This window comes from Streptomyces atratus, from assembly GCF_014648655.1.
In the GTDB taxonomy this organism is placed as follows: domain Bacteria; phylum Actinomycetota; class Actinomycetes; order Streptomycetales; family Streptomycetaceae; genus Streptomyces; species Streptomyces atratus.
In genome coordinates, this window is sequence record NZ_BMRN01000007.1 from 307,577 (window position 1) to 322,060 (window position 14,484).

Here is a 14,484-nt window from a genome sequence, read left to right on the forward strand (position 1 = left end):
CGATGACCGACGACCCGTACCTGATCATCTCCTCCGACTGCCACGCCGGGCTGCCCACCGAGGAGTACCGGCCCTATCTCGACGCCCGCTTCCACCGGGAGTTCGACGACTTCCTCGCCGGGCGCGACCGCCGCCGTGAGGAGATGACCCGCCTCGGTGTACGCAACGAGGCCTTCGCTGACAAGTGGTTCCACGACAACGAGGAAGGTCTGAGGGGCGGTTGGGACGCCGCACAGCGTCTCAAGGAGCTCGACGGCGACGGGGTGGCGGCCGAGGTCGTCTTCCCGGACGCGGACGCCGTCGACAGCCGGACCGCCGCCCCGTTCGGCGTCGGCCTCGGCCTCTCCGGCGACCAGGACCCGGATCTCGGCATGGCGGGCGCGCAGGCCCACAACCGGTGGCTCGCCGACTTCGTCTCGCAGAACCCCGAACGCCACTGCGGGGTAGCCCTGTTGCCCGTCACCGGCGAGGTCGAACGGGTCGTCGCCGAGATCCACCGGGCCAAGGAGTCGGGTCTCGGGGCGCTGATGATCCCGTCCATGTGGGTCGACAAGGCCCCCTACCACGACCGTCGTTACGACCCCGTGTGGGCGGCCGCCGCCGAGACGGCCATGCCCGTGGTCACGCACTCCGGGGCGGCGCCGCGCCACGAGTACGGCGACCATCTGGGGATCTACGTCTCCGAGGTCACCTGGTGGCCGTCCCGCCCGCTCTGGTTTCTCCTCTGGTCGGGCGCCTTCGAACGCCATCCCGGGCTGAGGTTCGGCGTTGCCGAGTCCGGCTGCTGGTGGCTGCCGAACCTCCTCTGGTTCATGGACCGGCTCTATCTCGGCGCCCACGGCGGAAAGAAGCTCTCCCCGTTCGCCGAACTGAAGCGCCCCCCGCACGAGTACCTCGACCGCCAGGTCTTCATCTGCGCCACCAACACCAAACGCCGCGAGCTCGCCCAGCGGTACGAGATCGGCGTCGACAACATCCTGTGGGGCAGCGACTTCCCGCACCCCGAAGGCACCTGGCCGAACACCGCGAACTGGCTGCGCAACACCTTCCACGACATCCCGGTGGCCGAGACCCGCCGCATGCTGGGCCTTGCCGCGGCCGAGGTCTTCGGCTTCGACACGGCGAAGCTCGCCCCGATCGCCGAGCGCATCGGCCCCACACCCGGGGATCTGGGCCAGAGCGCCGACCAGATGGCGGTCGAGGCGTCCTGGGCGCGCTCGCGCGAGGTCGGCCGGCACTGGCTGACCGACCACGACTTCCCGGTCCTTGGGGTTCAGTGATGGACCGCTACACGGTCATTTCCGCCGACTGCCATGCCGGAGCCGATCTCCTCGACTACAGGCCCTACCTGGAAGCGAAATACCACGACGACTTCGACGCGTGGGCGGCGACATACGTCAATCCGTACGAGGACCTCCTCGCCGACACCGCCGACCGCAACTGGAACTCCGCACGCCGCGTCGCGGAGCTGGAGGCGGACGGCATCGTCGCGGAGGTCGTCTTCCCCAACACCATCCCGCCGTTCTTCCCCTCCGCCTCCCTGATGGCGCCCGCGCCGTCGCAGGCGGAGTACGAACAGCGCTGGGCCGGCCTGCGCGCCCACAACCGCTGGCTCGCCGACTTCTGCGCGCAGGTGCCGGGCCGGCGCGCGGGCGTGGCACAGATCCTCCTCAACGACCCGGCCGAAGCGGTCCGCGAGGTCCGCCGAACCAAGGAGGCGGGCCTCACCGGCGGCATCCTGCTGCCCGGCGCACCGCCCGGCTCCGGCATTCCTGAGCTGTACTCGCAGGTGTACGACCCGCTGTGGGCGGTCTGCGAGGAACTGGACGTACCGGTGAACCACCACGGCGGCTCGGCGTCCCCGCCGCTCGGCGACGAACCGGCCGCCCGCGCCGTCTTCATGGTCGAGACCACCTGGTTCTCGCACCGGGCGCTGTGGCACCTGGTCTTCGGCGGAGCGTTCCGCCGCCACCCCGGGCTGAAACTGGTCCTCACCGAACAGGGCTCCGGCTGGATCCCGGGTGTCGTGGAGATGCTGGACTACTACCACGGACGGCTGGTCGCGGCGGCGGCCAGGGCATCCACCGCCGAGTCCAGATTCGGTGCGGGACTGGCTGCTTCGATGGGGAACAGCCCCAGTGAGGTCTGGCGCGACAACTGCTACGTGGGCGCCAGCTTCATGCGGCCGCACGAGGTGCCGCTGCGCGACCGGATCGGCCTCGACAAGATCATGTGGGGCAGCGACTACCCGCACGACGAGGGAACTGCCCCGTACTCGCGGGAGGGCCTGCGGATCGCGTACGCGGGACTGCCGCCCGAAGAGATCGCGGCCATGGTCGGAGGCAACGCCGCGCGCGTCTACGGGTTCGACCTGGCGGCGCTCGACCGGGTCGCGGCGGGGGTCGGCCCGACGGTCGGGGAGATCGCCGAGCCGCTGGAAGAGGTTCCGCCGGACGCGACCAGCCCAGCCTTCGCGCCGGGCGGGTCGGTACGCGTCTGGTGACCGGACAGGGTGAGACCATCCCCGGGTGACGGATACCCAGGCGCATGACGAAGCGCACGGCAACGGGCTCGGCACGCGGCTGAACTGGCTGCGTGCCGCGGTCCTCGGTGCCAACGACGGTGTGGTCTCCACCGCGGGCCTGGTCGTCGGCGTGGCCGGCGCCACCGGCGACCGCGGCACTCTGCTCACGGCAGGCCTGGCCGGACTGCTTGCCGGGTCCATGTCGATGGCGGCGGGCGAGTACGTATCGGTCTCCACCCAGCGCGATTCGGAGCGGGCTGCGCTGGCCACGGAGAAACGCGAGCTGGCGGAGACCCCGGAGGCCGAACTCGTGGAACTCACTGGCCTGTTGGAGGGAAAGGGCCTGAGCCGGGAAGTCGCCCGCGAGGCCGCCCTCCAGCTCACCGAACGCGATGCGCTGCGCGCCCACGCGGAGGTCGAGCTGGGCATCGACCCGGACGAGCTGACGAACCCGTGGCATGCGGCGGGCGCGAGCTTCCTGGCGTTCACGGCGGGCGCCCTGCTGCCCCTGCTGGCGATCGTGCTGCCCCCGTCGTCGCTGCGGCTCCTCGTGACCGTGCTGTCGGTACTGGCGGCGCTGGCGCTGACGGGCTGGTGGAGCGCACGGCTGGGGGACGCGGCGCCGGGGCCCGCGGTGCTGCGGAACATGGGCGGGGGAGCGGTGGCGATGGCGGTCACCTACGCGGCGGGGGAGTTGCTGGGGGCGGTGGGGGTTTAGGGGCGGCGGACGATGCGCTCGGGCGGGAAGAGTTCGGTGCCGGTGGCCCGGGTGCCGTCCAGCAGCGTGACAGTGAGGCGCTTGATTCCGGCAAGCGGGCTCAGATCGATCGGGGGAGCGTCCTGGGCGCAGTGGCTCAGCCGGAGCGAGGTGAGGCCGGGCAGGTCGCGCAGGGGAGTCAGATCGCCGACGGTTCCGCAGCGGAACAGGAAGAGCCGCTGCAGCCCGGTGAGGGCGGGAATCAGCCGAGGGTCGAAGTGATCGACCTCGTGCACTCCCAGTCCCGTGAGCATGCAGAGGGTGGGGTGCCGTTCCAGCTGGAGGAGCTGGGTCGGGCCCCCGACCGTGAGCGAGTCCAGGTGCGGCCAGCGCTCGATGCCGTCGAGACTCAGATACCGGGTCTGACGGGAGAGCCCGAGGTTGACGAGCTGAGGGCCGATGGGCAGTTCGCCCACGCTCTCGATGAGTAGAGGCTGCTGAGCCGTGAAGTCCTTGAGCCCCGTCATGTCGCGCAGCGGCTCGATGGAGACCTCGGGGTTGATCTCGTACAGCAGGAGGCTCCTCAGTGCGGGGCCGGCCAGAGGGCTCAGGTCCTGCACCCGTGAACAGCGGCTGAGCCCCACGTCGGTCAGCGAGGGCACAGAGGCCAGGACGGAGAGGTCCGTCAGTGCATGGTTGTCGTACAGGAAGAGTGCTTCCGGGGCATCCAGCAGGAGCAGGGGGTCAAGATCGCAATGGTCGCCGCTCAGGTGAATCCGCCGGGCCCCACGCGTGTGGGGCAGCGCGCTGAGCTGATCGGGCCTGTGAACGTACAGATATGACCTGGTCCAGGAACTGGCGGACAGCACCTCCCGGGCGTATTCCTCGGCCACGAACGTGCCCCAGCCCTCGGCCAGTTGACGGGAGACCTCCGGTCGCTCGTCCTCCCTGAACCCGACCATCACCTCGAACGCGGCATCTCCCCCGATCAGTGCCGCCGTCCGTACGATCGCGGCCGCAGTCCCCTCGCTCAGATTGCCGGGCTTCGGTAGCAGGTCCAGCACCAGCTCACCCGCCTTGGCGAGCTCGTCGGCGTCCTCGAGATCCAGCGGCGGCAGCAGCTCCTCCGTCCGCGCCTGGACCTCGGACCGCACACCGGGATGCAGCTCCGGCGCATGGTCCAGGCTCGCCGCCGCCAGCAGCACCAGACGATGGCGGTGTTCCGGCTCCTCCTCGGAACGATGCAGCAACTTACTCAGCAGCACAGCCCGTTCGTCCACCCGCGCATGCCCCACCGCCATCTGCACCACGTCGTCCCACCCGTCATCGTGCGCATTGCGCACCAGCACCCCGAAGTCCCGCGCCTCCACCGCCGCCTTCGCGCCCAGGTAGTCCAGGAACGTCCGGTGCACGAAGTCCACGGCGCCCGGCGCCGGTTCGCGCAGCAGCCCGCTCCTGATCAGCAGATGCGCGAACACCTGCTCCGCCGTGCCCCGCACCTGTGGCATCGCCCGCAGCCACTCCGCCACCATCGCGACGGCCTCTTCGCGATCCGCCTCCACCTGCCCGTTACGGATCAGCCAGTACGCCAACCGCTGGAGCAGCGCCGTCTGCTCCTCCCGGGTCAGGTCGACGCCCTCGACGCCCACGATCTCGCGCTCGGTGTCCCGGCGTACGAGAAGCATGTCCAGGGCCGCGTCGTACAGCTCCTTGCGGGCGCGCGGCAGCTGCATCCGCCGGTCCCGGTTCAGTGCGCACAGCAGCGCGCACATCAGCGGATTGGTCGCCAGCCGGCCCAGATCCCGGCGCATTCCGACCGCCCGCCGCAGCGAGTGCTCGTACGAGTCGAGCTGCGCCCGGTCGTCGTCGGACAGGCACTCCGCCCTCGCCGCGTCGTGCCAGTGCCCGATGAACGCGCGGATGTCGTCCCGTTCCATCGGCAGCAGCGAGTGCGCGACGAAGCCCTGCTGCCCCAGCCACCCGTCCGGGACGGCGGACGGGCGGGTCGTGACCACGTAGCGGGCCTGGGGGTACGCCGCGATCAGGTCCTTGAGCCAGCGCTCGGTCCGGTTGCGCAGCCGCATCGGGACCTCGTCCACCCCGTCGACCAGGACGAGCGCCCGCCCCTCGGTCAGCAGCCGGTCCGCCCACCCCGCTGGCGCCGAGCCGTGCAGCGGAACCCCGGTCGTGCGCAGGAAGTCGTCCGGGGCGGGCAAGGTCTCGTACGACGTGAAGGCGCGCAGCCGAAGGACGAACGGTACGCAGCGGTTCCAGTCCATCAGCTCGCTGTCGAACGTGCGGCGTGCGGCATTCAGCGCCAGCCACTGCACCAGGGTGCTCTTGCCCGAACCCGCCGGGCCGCGCAGAAGCAGCCGGTTGGTCTCCAGGAGAGCCTGTTCGGCCTTGACCGTCACCCGGTCCGGCGTGGACAGCTCCCACCATTGCGGACCGGTGTCATGGGAACTCACCGCCAGACTGATGTACGCCGTCTCCAGCGGCCACTCACTCGCCGACCGTCCCAGCGTCAGTCCGAACAACCCCATCCGGCTGTTCGCCGCGGCCACGAACTCCGCGTACCGCCGCTCGAAGTCCAGCGCCGCCGCGTCCGGGCGCGGGCCCACCCGGGCCCGGACGTCCTCCACCAGCTCCCGCGTCCGCTCCGCCGCGCGGACCTGCGCCACCGCCGCCCGCGCCGCGAACGACGGCTGGGCGGTCAGCTGCTCCACGACATGCGCGCAGCACCGGCCGAGCAGCTCCTCGTACAGCTCGACCGCACGTTCCGAGAGGCCCGCGGCGGGCGCCGACAGCTCGGCGCGCAGTCGCTGGGGCTCCAGGCCCACGGCGAACAGCCGGTCCGCCGTCAGCTCGCCCGCTGCCGCGAAGGTGTCCCGCACCGCGTCCACGGCTGCCAGCCGCTCGTGCTCCGGCAGCCCGGCGAACGACTCCGCCAGCCGGCCGCCGAGCACCCGCGCCAGCCGGTCCGGCTTCGCCGGGCGGGGGAGCGGGCGCACCGGGTCCGGGACGAGACCCGCGCCGGGCTTCGGCGCCACCAGCGACCTGGTGACCGTGCCGATCACCGTAGTGGCCAGCCGAAGCATCGCAACTTCCAGACCCTGCACGGCAGTTCCTCCCCCATGGAAGCTCCAGTGCAGGGATCGTACGACGCCCGTATTGGCAGAAGTCACCAAAGACTGCTGACACCGCGTCTCGCATACTTGTTGGTAACAACGTCTGGTGCCCGGCCGACCTGCGGCTCTACGGTGCTTGCATGCCGCCGAACCTGCCCGATGTCGTGCTCTGGTCCATACCGGCCTTCGTCCTGCTCACTGTCCTCGAAATGGCCCTCCACCACTTCCATCCCGATGACGAAGCCGCCGGGTACGAGGCGAAGGACGCCGTCACCAGCATCACCATGGGGCTCGGCAGCCTTGTCTTCGACCTGCTGTGGAAAGTGCCCATCGTCGCGATCTACACCGCGGTCTACGAGCTGACCCCGCTCCGCGTCCCCGTGCTGTGGTGGACCGTCCTGCTGATGCTGCTCGCGCAGGACTTCTTCTACTACTGGTCGCACCGGGGCCACCACGTCATCCGGATCCTCTGGGCCTGCCATGTGGTCCACCACTCCAGCCGGAAGTTCAACCTCTCCACCGCGCTGCGCCAGCCCTGGACCTCGCTGACCGTCTGGCCGTTCTACCTGCCGATGATCGCGTGCGGAGTCCATCCGGCCGCGCTCGCCTTCTGCTCGTCGGCGAACCTCGTCTACCAGTTCTGGGTGCACACGGAGCGCATCGACAAGCTCCCCAGACCCTTGGAGTACGTACTGAACACGCCCTCCCACCACCGGGTGCACCACGCCTCGCAGGGCGGCTACCTGGACCGGAACTTCGGCGGCATCCTGATCGTGTGGGACCGGCTCTTCGGGTCCTTCACCGCCGAGACGGAGCGGCCCGTGTTCGGTCTCACCAAGAACATCGACACATTCAATCCGCTCCGTGTCGCCACCCATGAGTACGCCGCCATCGCCCGCGATGTGCGGGTGGCGGGCAGCTGGAGCGAGCGGGCCGGGCGGATCTTCCGCGGGCCCGGCTGGCAGCCCACCGCAACGGCCGCCCGTACGGCCCTCCCCGCCCAGGAGCGCACCGGATGAGCGCCGCTGCCGTCACGGACCGGCGGGAACGTCTCGTGCGCCCGTTGCTCATCGCCTTCCTGGTGGCCTCGGCCGTCGACCTGTTCGGCCTGCTCGCGGATGTCCCGGTCGCCCACCTCGTCGCCAAGCCCCTGCTGATGCCGCTGCTGGCCGGGTACGCCGCGGCCCGGCGCGGCCCCGGGCTGCTCATCGCGGCGCTCCTGTTCGGCTGGGGCGGCGACACGCTGCTGCTGTTCGATGCCGATGCCGCCTTCCTCATCGGGATGGGCTCCTTCGCCGCAGGTCACGTCTGCTACCTGTGGCTCTTCGGACGTGCCCGCAGCTCGCTGCCCGTCGGGTTCGTCTACGCCGCCGTCCTGGTCACCTTCGTCGCGCTGCTCTGGAGCGGGCTGCCGGCGGACATGCGGATTCCGATGACCGGCTACAGCCTGCTGCTCACGGCGATGGCGTACCGCGCCGGCACCCTCGGCCGGTACGCGGCTGCCGGCGGGGCGCTGTTCCTGCTCTCCGACGCGCTCATCGCCACCGGCATCGCCGACTGGCCGCAGCTGCCCGCCCCCGACTTCTGGGTCATGCTCACCTACATCGCGGCGCAGTTCCTGCTGACCGTCGGAGCGCTCGCACCCGGTGCGAAATGGGCCGCCCCTGGGGCGTACCGTGAGCGGAGTATCAGTATCTGAGATCAGCAAGGACCCCCCCACGCATGCGCGCCACCGTCATCCACGCCCCCCACGACATACGTGTGCAGGAGGTGCCGGACCCGTCGATCCAGCAGCCCACCGATGTGGTGCTGCGGGTCCTGCGGGCCTGTATCTGCGGCAGCGACCTGTGGGCGTACCGCGGCGAGTCCGCCCGGCAGCCCGGCCAGCGCATCGGGCACGAGTTCCTCGGGATCGTCGAGGAGGCGGGTTCCGAGGTGGCCGGCTTCGCCGTCGGTGACCTCGTCGTCGCGCCCTTCGTCTGGTCCGACGGCACCTGCGCGTACTGTGCGGAGGGCCTGGCCACCTCCTGCCCGCAGGGCGGCTTCTGGGGATCGGTCGGCTCCGACGGCGGGCAGGGCGAGGCCGTGCGCGTCCCGTTCGCCGACGGCACTCTGGTCAAGCTCCCCGCCGCCGCGGCCTTTGACGACCACCTGCTCACCGCGCTGCTGGCCCTGTCCGACGTGCTCGGCACCGGACACCACGCCGCCGTCGGCGCAGGCGTGAAGCCCGGCACCACGGTCGCGGTCGTCGGTGACGGAGCGGTCGGACTGTGCGGCGTCATGGCCGCCAAGCGGCTCGGCGCCGAGCGGATCATCGCGCTCGGCCGCCACCAGGCGCGTACGGACATCGCCCGTACCTTCGGCGCCACGGACGTCGTCGCCGAGCGCGGCGAAGCGGCCGTCGAAGCCGTACGGGAACTGCTCGGCGGCGAGGGCGCGCACGCCGTGATCGAGGCCGTCGGCACCGAGCAGTCGATGCGCACCGCCGTCGGGATCACCCGCGACGGCGGCTCCATCGGCTACGTCGGCGTGCCGCACGGCAGCGGCACCGGCCTGGACCTCGGCGTCATGTTCGACCGGAACATCGCCCTGCGCGGCGGCGTCGCCCCCGTGCGCACGTACATTCCGGAGCTGCTCCCCGACGTGCTGTCCGGCACGATCGACCCGTCGCCCGTCTTCGACCTGACCATCGGCCTCGACGACGTCCCCGCCGGTTACAAGGCGATGGACGACCGGACGGCGCTGAAGGTGCTCATCAAGCCGTGAGCCAGCCGGTCGCGTCCGATCCCAGCGGGCCGGGCGGGCGCGACCAGTCGGCGGGGGAACCGTGGAAGGCGACCGGCGGCAGGGCGTGACGCAGCCGGCCCAGCGGGCTGTCCGTCTCCGTGAGCCACTTCTCCGGGTCGTACGAACCCCCGGCCCCGGTCTCGGGCTCCTGCCGGGCGGGCAGTTCATCGAGCAGCCAGGCGGCGGTACGGGCGAGCGAGAGCGTGACCAGCCGGGAGCCGCCGTCGTCGTGCTGCTCGGTCAGTGCGCGCAGCACGGCGGCGGCCAGCAGATAGCCCGTGCCGTGGTCGAGGGCCTGGGCGGGCATCGCACCGGGCGGGTTCTCGGGCCCTGCCGCGGCCTCGACCGAGGCGATGCCGGTGGCCACCTGCACCAGGCTGTCGAAGCCGCGCCGCTGCGCCCATGGACCGTGCCCCCAGGCGGACAGGCGCCCGATCACCAGCCCGGGCCTGCGCGCGGCCAGGGACTCCGGCGTCAGGCCGAGCCGCTCGACCGCACCGGGCCGGTAGCCGATGACGACCACATCCGCGCCGGCCAGCAGTTCGTCGAACGCGGCCGTACCGGAGCGGCTGCCGAGATCCAGATCGACCGACCGCTTCCCGAAACCGGTGTCGCTGTGCGCGTCCTGGCTCTCCGGGAGCTGCGGGGCGTCGATCCGCAGGACGTCCGCGCCGAGCAGCGCGAGCGTACGGGTGGCGACGGGCCCCGCGATGACCCGGGTGAGGTCCAGCACACGCAACCCGGCGGCGGGCAGCAGCGGTTCACCGGCGAGCGCCGCCGTCCGTCGGACCGGCGCGCTGTCGATACGGTCCCTGGCCACCAGCGGCGTGCCCGCGACCGTGGCACCCCGCTGGTCGGCCGCCCACTCCTCGGGTGTACGGGCGACCACGGCCAGGCCGCCCGCGGCGTACACCGTCTGCTCGATCTCCGGTCCCCGGCGCCCGGCGAACGAGGCGGCGACGGCGTCCACGGCGGTGTCGTCAGAGGTGTCCGCGGGCAGCCCCAGCGTGGCGAGCAATCGGGCCCGGTGGTGCGGGTAGTTGGCATGCGTACGGACCCAGCCGTCCGCCGTGCGCCAGAACCGGGACAGCGGGGCGAAGTTGGTCGGTGCCCGCCCGTCGATCCGCAGATGGCGCTCGCTCGTGAACGCCGTGGCCACCGCACCGGTGTCGACCAGGACCTGTGGCACGGGGCGCGCAGTGCGGCGGGCGGCCAGTTCGGCGGCGGCCAGTGAGCAGACCGCGACGGCGGAACGGGCCAGTTCCATGGCGGGCAGCCGGGCGGGCAGCAGCCCGTCGGGACCGCTCGTCCCGATGTGCGCAAGAAGCGCGGGATCACCGCCGAGCGCCGCCCAGGCCTGCTCCGTACCGGACTTTCGCACATGAGTCATTCCCGCACTATGGCACTGAGTGCCACCAGTCGGGAAGCGACCTGGAAAGAGTCAGCGGGAGGGGCCGGCCGATGGCTCCGGGCCCCTCCCGCTCCGTCACGTCACCTACCAGCGGACCGCGTTCAGCGCGTTCACCACACCGGCGCCGTAGAAGCCGTTGCGGTTCTTGCCGCCCTCGCAGACGGCGTCGATCTTGCCGTCACCGTTGAAGTCGTACGGCGCGCCGCACGCGGTGGCGTCGGCCTCGGCCGTCAGGAGCGCCTTCACGGCAGCCGCCGAGGCGTGCGGGTGCGTCGACTTGATCAGGGCCGCGACACCCGCGACGTGCGGGGAGGCCATCGACGTACCGGCCTTGTAGCCGTACTTGCCGCCCGGCAGCGTGGACAGGATCAGACCGCTCGTCGCGGGCGGTGCGGGCGTCTGGTACACCGTCGAGTCGCCGCCCGGGGCCGCCACGTCGATGACACCGTTCCCGTAGTTCGAGTACGAGGACTTCAGCCCCTTGGCGCCGGTCGCGGAGACCGTCACGACGCCCGGCAGCATCGCCGGGATGTCGAGGCACTCGCGCGGGTCGATGGTCCGGGTGGCCGCCGTGGTGTCGTTCGGGCTGGTCGTGTCATCGATCGCGCCGGAGGCCAGGTCGAACTTGCTGTTGCCGGCCGAGGCGACGTTCACCGTGCCCTTGTGCTCCGCGTACCGGGTGGCGCGGGCGACGGCCTCGACCAGGGCGCCCTGGTCCAGGTCGTTCTTGCAGTTGAACATCCACGGGTCGGTGTAGTAGCTGTTGTTGGTGACATCGACGCCGTGCTCGGCGGCCCAGACGAAGCCGCAGACGATCGACTCGGTGTAGAAGAAGCCGTCCGGGTTCGCGACCTTGATGCCGGCGACCTTCACGCCCGGCGCGACACCCGTCACCCCGACGCCGTTCTTCGCGGCGGCGATGGTGCCCGCCACATGCGTGCCGTGGTCGCTCTCACCGGTCTTCGGACGCCAGGCGCCGTCCGTCGTGTCCGGCGCCCCGGACACGCAGCTCGCCGAGGCCCCGCGGTTGAAGTTCGGCGCCAGGTCCGGGTGGGTGTCGTCGACACCCGTGTCGATGACCGCGACGGTGACCTTGCTGCTGCCCAGCGTCTTCTGGTGCGCCTGGTCCGCCTTGATGGCGGGCAGATCCCACTGCAGGGGCTCCATCGGATCCTGCTCCGCCGTCGCCTCCGCCGCCGCGTCACGGGCCTGCTCGGCGCTGAGCGGCTGCTCGACCCCGATGTCCGTGGTGGCCTGCGGAACGATGGGGTTGGTGCGGGTGGCCCCTGCCGAATCGACACCTCTGACCCGGCGGATCGACTGCGCGAAGTCCGGGTTCTGCGAGTGGGCGACGATGACACCGATCTGCTCATAGGCGACCACCACCGTGCCGCCGGCCTCGGCTATCGCCTTCTTCACCTGCTTGACGGTCCCGCGACCGCCCCGCGTGTTGACCACGTAAGAGAGCTTCGGGCCGTCAGTCGACACCGCCGCCGTGGGCTGCGCGTCCGCCGGTGCGGCAGAGGCGGCACCCGTCGGCAGGAAGCCGAGCGAGGCCGTGAGTGCCAATCCGACGGGCAGCGTCAGTGCGCGCGTCCGTCTGGATCCCAGATGAGCCATGGGGTCTCCACATCATCCGTACCGGTCGACCGGACACAGGGTGTGCCAAGTCGCGTACATGACGAGTGAAGCTATCGCTGATCATCCCTGCTGATCAATGAGTTTGGGGCACCTTGTTCGGCCGGACGGCCGCGAAGAGCCGAGTTCGAGAAGTGACGAGCCGAGTTCGAGAAGTGCGGACCCGCGGTGAACCGCTTCGCCGCGCTCTCCGTGCCGTTGTCAGGGGGAGGCGCACCATCACCCCCCGACAACGAGGATCCCCAGTGAAATCCACCGTTCCCACCACCACCGCACCCGCGTCGCGAGGAGATTCCGTGGCTACCGATGCACCGACGCCCGAGGGCATTACGGAAACCCGCCCTGCCGAGCCCACGACCGAGGCGTTCATCGCGACGCAGGAGAGCGCGGAGTTCGGCGAACTGCGCCACGCGTACCGCTCGTTCGCCTTCCCGCTGACCATCGCCTTCGTTCTCTGGTACCTGCTGTACGTGCTGCTGTCCAACTACGCGGGCGGCTTCATGGGCACCAAGGTGTACAGCAACATCAACGTGGCCTTCGTGTTCGGCCTCGCCCAGTTCGTCACCACGTTCCTCATCGCCTGGCTCTACTCGCGCCACGCAGCCGCGAAGCTCGACCCGAAGGCCGAGGCCATCAAGTCCCGTATGGAGGCAGACGCATGAGCGCCGCGTACCAGTCGCACCCCGCCCTCCAGCTGGCCGCCTCCTCGACCACCGAGCACCGGCCGCTGATCATCACGCTCTTCGCGGTGTTCGTCGCCGCGACCCTGGGCATCACCGTCTGGGCCGGACGGCAGACCAAGAGCGCCTCCGACTTCTACGCCGGTGGCCGCCAGTTCACCGCCTTCCAGAACGGACTCGCCGTCTCCGGCGACTACATGTCGGCGGCCTCGTTCCTCGGGATCGCCGGGGCCATCGCCCTCTTCGGCTACGACGGCTTCCTGTACTCCATCGGCTTCCTCGTCGCCTGGCTGGTGGCCCTGCTGCTGGTCGCCGAACCGCTGCGCAACTCGGGCCGCTACACGATGGGCGACGTCCTCGCCTACCGGATGCGGCAGCGCCCGGTCCGTACCGCCTCCGGCGTCTCCACCATCATCGTCTCGATCTTCTACCTGCTGGCACAGATGGCGGGCGCGGGCGTCCTGGTCTCCCTGCTCCTCGGCATCACCAGCGACGCGGGCAAGATCCTCATCGTCGCGCTGGTCGGCGTGCTGATGATCGTGTACGTCACCATCGGCGGCATGAAGGGCACCACCTGGGTCCAGATGGTCAAGGCCGTGCTGCTGATCGCCGGTGCCCTCCTGATGACCTTCCTGGTGCTGCTGAAGTTCAACTTCAACATCTCCGACCTGCTGGGCACGGCCGCCTCGAAGAGCGGCCACGGAGCAGCGTTCCTGGAGCCCGGCCTCAAGTACGGCGCCACCGGCACCTCGAAGCTGGACTTCCTCTCCCTGGGCATCGCCCTCGTCCTCGGCACCGCCGGCCTGCCGCACATCCTGATCCGCTTCTACACGGTGCCGACCGCCAAGGCCGCCCGTAAGTCGGTCAACTGGGCCATCGGCATCATCGGCGCCTTCTACCTGATGACGATCGCGCTCGGTTTCGGCGCCGCGGCCCTGATCGGCCCGGACGAGATCAAGGCGAAGAACCCGGCCGGCAACGCGGCCGCCCCGCAGCTCGCCGAGTACCTCGGCGGGGTCGGCTCCACCGGTGGCGCCGTGCTGCTCGCCGTGATCTCGGCCGTCGCCTTCGCCACCATCCTCGCCGTCGTCGCGGGGCTCACCCTTGCCTCCTCGTCCTCCTTCGCGCACGACATCTACGCCAACGTCATCCGCAAGGGGAAGGCCACCGAGAAGGAGGAGATGCGGGCCGCCCGATGGGCCACCGTCCTCATCGGTGCGGTCGCGATCGCCCTGGGCGCCTTCGCCCGCGACATGAACGTCGCCGGGCTGGTGGCGCTCGCCTTCGCCGTCGCCGCCTCCGCCAATCTGCCGACGATCCTCTACAGCCTCTTCTGGAAGCGGTTCACCACCCAGGGCGCGCTGTGGTCGATCTACGGAGGTCTGGCGAGCTCGGTGTTCCTGGTGCTGTTCTCGCCGGTCGTCTCGGGCAACCCGAAGACGTCGATGTTCAAGGGCGTCGACTTCGCCTGGTTCCCGCTGGAGAACCCGGGCCTGATCTCCATCCCGCTGGGCTTCCTGCTCGGCTGGATCGGCTCCCTCCTCTCGAAGGAGGAGCCGGACAGGGGCAAGTACGCCGAGCTGGAGGTCAAGTCCCTCACGGGCGTCGGGGCGCACTGA

11 protein-coding genes are annotated in these 14,484 nt (G+C 70.6%); 8 read left to right on the forward strand and 3 right to left on the reverse strand.

What is annotated here, in order from left to right; genetic code table 11:
* Positions 1 to 2 precede the first annotated feature (2 nt).
* The 3 genes from IEZ15_RS15320 to IEZ15_RS15330 are packed head-to-tail and all read left to right on the forward strand — an operon-like array spanning position 3 to position 3,242.
* Positions 3 to 1,280: an amidohydrolase family protein gene (locus IEZ15_RS15320; RefSeq protein ID WP_114243832.1), complete on the forward strand. Its 1,278-nt coding sequence runs from the start codon at positions 3 to 5 to the stop codon at positions 1,278 to 1,280.
* The gene (locus IEZ15_RS15325; protein WP_189277268.1) at positions 1,280 to 2,503 is read left to right on the forward strand and encodes an amidohydrolase family protein; all 1,224 of its coding nucleotides are present in this window, start codon (positions 1,280 to 1,282) and stop codon (positions 2,501 to 2,503) included. The genes IEZ15_RS15320 and IEZ15_RS15325 overlap by 1 nt, the downstream gene beginning before the upstream one ends.
* A 25-nt stretch (positions 2,504 to 2,528) precedes the next feature.
* Entirely contained in the window at positions 2,529 to 3,242 is a 714-nt protein-coding gene (locus tag IEZ15_RS15330) for a VIT1/CCC1 transporter family protein (protein ID WP_189277270.1), read from the forward strand.
* Here IEZ15_RS15330 and IEZ15_RS15335 read toward each other — a convergent pair.
* Positions 3,239 to 6,340, reverse strand: coding sequence for an NACHT domain-containing protein (locus IEZ15_RS15335; RefSeq protein ID WP_229845896.1), 3,102 nt, complete (start codon positions 6,338 to 6,340; stop codon positions 3,239 to 3,241). The two genes, IEZ15_RS15330 and IEZ15_RS15335, sit on opposite strands and share 4 nt — an antisense overlap.
* 149 nt (positions 6,341 to 6,489) lie before the next feature.
* Between IEZ15_RS15335 and IEZ15_RS15340 the strand changes: the two genes are divergently transcribed.
* From IEZ15_RS15340 to IEZ15_RS15350, 3 genes are read left to right on the forward strand one after another with little or no spacing between them, the layout of a single operon-like run.
* Positions 6,490 to 7,368 carry a sterol desaturase family protein gene (locus IEZ15_RS15340; protein WP_114243829.1) on the forward strand — a complete coding sequence of 293 codons (879 nt, stop codon included), beginning with the start codon at positions 6,490 to 6,492 and terminating at the stop codon, positions 7,366 to 7,368.
* Positions 7,365 to 8,048: a lysoplasmalogenase gene (locus tag IEZ15_RS15345; protein WP_189277273.1), complete on the forward strand. Its 684-nt coding sequence runs from the start codon at positions 7,365 to 7,367 to the stop codon at positions 8,046 to 8,048. The genes IEZ15_RS15340 and IEZ15_RS15345 overlap by 4 nt, the downstream gene beginning before the upstream one ends.
* A 23-nt stretch (positions 8,049 to 8,071) precedes the next feature.
* Positions 8,072 to 9,115, forward strand: coding sequence for a zinc-dependent alcohol dehydrogenase family protein (locus IEZ15_RS15350; protein WP_114243827.1), 1,044 nt, complete (start codon positions 8,072 to 8,074; stop codon positions 9,113 to 9,115).
* On the opposite strand, the gene IEZ15_RS15355 is transcribed toward IEZ15_RS15350, so the two are convergent.
* Together IEZ15_RS15355 and IEZ15_RS15360 are read right to left on the reverse strand one after the other, a co-directional pair.
* The gene (locus IEZ15_RS15355) at positions 9,105 to 10,526 is read right to left on the reverse strand and encodes a CoA transferase (protein ID WP_189277276.1); all 1,422 of its coding nucleotides are present in this window, start codon (positions 10,524 to 10,526) and stop codon (positions 9,105 to 9,107) included. The two genes, IEZ15_RS15350 and IEZ15_RS15355, sit on opposite strands and share 11 nt — an antisense overlap.
* Positions 10,527 to 10,631: 105 nt before the next feature.
* The gene (locus IEZ15_RS15360) at positions 10,632 to 12,167 is read right to left on the reverse strand and encodes a S8 family peptidase (RefSeq protein WP_189277277.1); all 1,536 of its coding nucleotides are present in this window, start codon (positions 12,165 to 12,167) and stop codon (positions 10,632 to 10,634) included.
* Between the two features lie 314 nt (positions 12,168 to 12,481).
* On the opposite strand from IEZ15_RS15360, the gene IEZ15_RS15365 reads away from it, so the two are divergent.
* Both IEZ15_RS15365 and IEZ15_RS15370 read left to right on the forward strand, forming a co-directional pair.
* Positions 12,482 to 12,847: a DUF485 domain-containing protein gene (locus IEZ15_RS15365; protein ID WP_114243824.1), complete on the forward strand. Its 366-nt coding sequence runs from the start codon at positions 12,482 to 12,484 to the stop codon at positions 12,845 to 12,847.
* The gene (locus IEZ15_RS15370) at positions 12,844 to 14,484 is read left to right on the forward strand and encodes a monocarboxylic acid transporter (RefSeq protein WP_114243823.1); all 1,641 of its coding nucleotides are present in this window, start codon (positions 12,844 to 12,846) and stop codon (positions 14,482 to 14,484) included. The genes IEZ15_RS15365 and IEZ15_RS15370 overlap by 4 nt, the downstream gene beginning before the upstream one ends.